Below are 3,212 nucleotides of genomic sequence, written 5' to 3'. Positions count from 1 at the left end.
ACCCCTGCCCGAGGTCCCCCATGCCACCGACGTCCGATTCCCACCACCCCGCACCGCCGCCCGTTGCACCGCGCCGCCCCCGCTGCTCTCATCATGGGAAGGCACACTGATGCGCCTCGTGTACCACCCGGCCGGCCACGACGACGAACTCCGCGTGGCCCTCGTCGAGTTGGAGGCGGGCCGTTGGAGAACAGCACGGGAGCTGCTGCTCGCCACGGGAACGCACGGCGCGCTGCGGACATCGCGTACGCAGGTGCTGGCCGTGGCCGCAGCGAGGTCGGACGTGGTCGGCGTGTGGCTGCGGGAGGAACCCCACCACTACGACGCGCACCTCATGAGTGCGCGGGTGGCCGTCGAGCGGGTCCTGCGCGCACACCGCCAACATCACCCCCGTACCTGGGAGTTCGAGGCGGACGCACGGCGCGAGGTCCTGGCGGCGGCCCGCCGGGCGCCGGACGATCCCGTCCCGTTGGTGTGCCTGCTCGCGCTGGCCCAGGTCGACACCCGCCAGCAGTACTACGAACACCGCCTACCCGCACCGGAGTTGATGCTTCCCTCCGGCCCGTGGGGCATCCTCGACCAGGTCGACCGGCGCGATCCTTACAACCGCGAGGCGTACCACAGGATGATCCAGTTCCTGCTCGCGCGCGACGCCCTGCCCACCGCCTCCCAGGCCGCCGTCTTCGACCTCGGCCGCAGCATTGTCTCCCAACAGCCTCTTGGGTCACCGCTGTTGCTCCTCCCCGCACACGCGCTAGTCGAACAGCGGCGGCGCATCAAGGTGACCCCTCTGTGGCGCCGCCAGTGGCTGGAGGAACCGCACATCGGCTACAGCCTCAACGCGTTCCGCAACTGGTTCCACCGGGCACCCCCCACGCTGCGGTCGGTGGCCGACCTCAACCTCCTCGCCTACGCGCTGTGGGCGGGCGCCAAGTACCAGGAAGCCGCCGAGGTGTTCGCCACACTCGGTCCGTACGCCTCCCGCGAACCCTGGTCGACCGTGTGCGAACGCACCACAGGACCCGACCCCGGTGAAGCACTACTCCTGCGGGCGCGCGCGGAATCCCTCGCCTACGCACGCCGCACATCGCACCACCCCTGATCTTTATTGGCATGAACCTGATCATCTTGTTCCCTGATCCCTGGAGGTGGACCTGTGAGTCCCAACCGCCATGCCGCACACCGAAAATCCGATGACGCCTACCTGCGGGAACTGGGATACGAGCCCGTCCTCACCCGCCGCATGGGTCCCTTCGGGAACTTCGCGGTCTCCTTTTCCGTGATCTCCGTGCTGTCCGGGTGCATGACCCTGTACGGGTTCGGCCTGAACACCGGCGGCCCCGCCGTCATGCTGTGGGGCTGGGTCGCCGTCGGCGCCATGGTCATGTTCGTCGGCGCCGGACTGGCCGAGGTCACCTCCGCCTACCCGACCTCGGGCGCCCTGTACTACCAGGCCGAGCAGCTCGGCGGCCGGAAGTGGGGCTGGTACACCGGCTGGCTGAACCTGCTGGGCCTGCTCGGCGCGATCGCCGGCATCGATTACGGGTGCGCCCTGTTCACCGGGGCGCTCTTGAACCTCCAGTGGGGGTTCGAGCCGACGCCGGGGAAGATCATGGTGATCTTCCTGTGCATCCTCGCCCTGCACCTCACGCTGAACTGGTTCGGGGTACGCCTGGTGAGCATCCTCAACAGCATCAGCGTCTGGTGGCACGCCGCCGGCGTCCTCGTCATCGTCGGCGCACTCGCCATCGTCCCCTCCCACCACCAGTCCCCGGAGTTCGTGTTCGGGGAGTTCGTCAACAACACCGGCTGGACCAGCCCCGTCTACGTCGCGCTCCTCGGACTGCTCCTCGCGCAGTACACGTTCAGCGGCTACGACGCCTCCGCCCACCTCAGCGAGGAGACCACCGACGCCCAGGTCTCCGCCTCGCGCGGCATCATCCACGCGATCGGCTGGTCGTGGCTCGCCGGGTTCGTCCTCCTCGCGGGACTGACCTTCGCGATCCAGGACTACGCCGGAACGGTCTCCTCGACGACGGGAGTCCCTCCGGCACAGATCTTCCTCGACGCCATCGGCCTCACCGGGGCCAAGCTGCTGCTCCTGGTCGTGATCATCGCCCAGCTCTGCTGCGGCAACGCCGAGACCGCCGCCGCCTCCCGCATGGTGTTCGCGTTCTCCCGCGACGGTGCCCTCCCCGGCTCCGCCCAGTGGCGGCAGCTCGACCCCCGCACCGGCACCCCACGCAAAGCCGTCGCACTCGCCGTCGTCTGCGCCGCGCTCCTCGCCCTGCCCAGCCTCTACAGCCCCGTCGCGTACGCGGCGATCACCAGCATCAACGTCATCGGGATCACCCCGGCGTACGCGATCCCGATCTTCCTCCGCGTCAAGAACCGTCACCGCTTCCGGCCAGGCCCGTGGAACCTGGGGAGCTGGGGCGTGATCGTCGGAACGATCGCGGTGGCCTGGGTGATCTTCGTGACCATCCTGTTCTGCCTCCCCCAGACCAACCCCGTATCCGTCGACACCTTCAACTACGCGCCCATCGCGCTCCTCGTCGTCTTCGCCTTGGCCTGGGCCTGGTGGCGCAAGCAGGGCAGCTCGTACGAGGTCCCGGCCAGCAGCTCCGACCGCTCGGCGTCGTCCTACGAAAGCGAGATCGTCTGATGACGGCCACCGTGAACAACACCCACCTCGCCCCCAAGCCCGAAGCGGGTCTTCCCCTCGCCGACCTCGTGGAGGCGGGCCAGATCGACACGGTCCTGCTCGCCCTCCCCGACCTCCAGGGCCGCTTGAAGGGGAAGCGCTACGACGCGGGCCACTTCCTCACCCGCATCGCACCCCACGGCGCCGAGATGTGCGCCTACCTCCTCGCCACCGATGTCGACATGAACCCCGCCGACGGCTTCGCCCTCACCTCCTGGGACACCGGCTACCAGGACCTCCCCGTACGCCCCGACCTGACGACCGCGCGCCGCATCCCGTGGATGCCGCGCACCGCGATCGTCCTCGCGGACGCGATGACCCCCGAGGGAACCCCCGTCGAGATCGCGCCCCGCCACATCCTGGACCGCCAGCTCACCCGCCTCGCCCGCCACGGCCTGTACCCCAAGACCGGCATCGAGACGGAGTTCGTCCTCTACAAAGGCACCCACAACCAGCCCCTCCGCCCTCTGGCCGCCGAGAACCTCGACTACGCCCTCGACCACAACCC

2 protein-coding genes and 1 pseudogene are annotated in these 3,212 nt (G+C 69.1%); all 3 read left to right on the top strand.

Going from position 1 to position 3,212, the window contains the following annotated elements; all coding sequences use genetic code 11:
- Nucleotides 1-109: 109 nt before the first annotated feature.
- Nucleotides 110-1,102, top strand: coding sequence for a hypothetical protein (locus tag AOK24_RS13035; protein ID WP_055720222.1), 993 nt, complete (start codon nucleotides 110-112; stop codon nucleotides 1,100-1,102).
- 54 nt (nucleotides 1,103-1,156) lie between these two features.
- Complete coding sequence (locus AOK24_RS13030; protein WP_055720221.1) at nucleotides 1,157-2,665, top strand: amino acid permease; 1,509 nt, start codon at nucleotides 1,157-1,159, stop codon at nucleotides 2,663-2,665.
- A pseudogene (locus tag AOK24_RS13025) lies at nucleotides 2,665-3,212 on the top strand (glutamine synthetase family protein); the annotation flags it as partial. The gene AOK24_RS13030 and the pseudogene AOK24_RS13025, both read left to right, overlap by 1 nt.

The sequence above is a fragment of the Streptomyces niveiscabiei genome, from assembly GCF_001419795.1.
GTDB classification, from domain to species: Bacteria; Actinomycetota; Actinomycetes; order Streptomycetales; family Streptomycetaceae; genus Streptomyces; species Streptomyces niveiscabiei.
The sequence above is the reverse complement of the archived record's forward strand: the minus strand, read 5'-3'. Positions and strand labels throughout refer to the sequence as shown.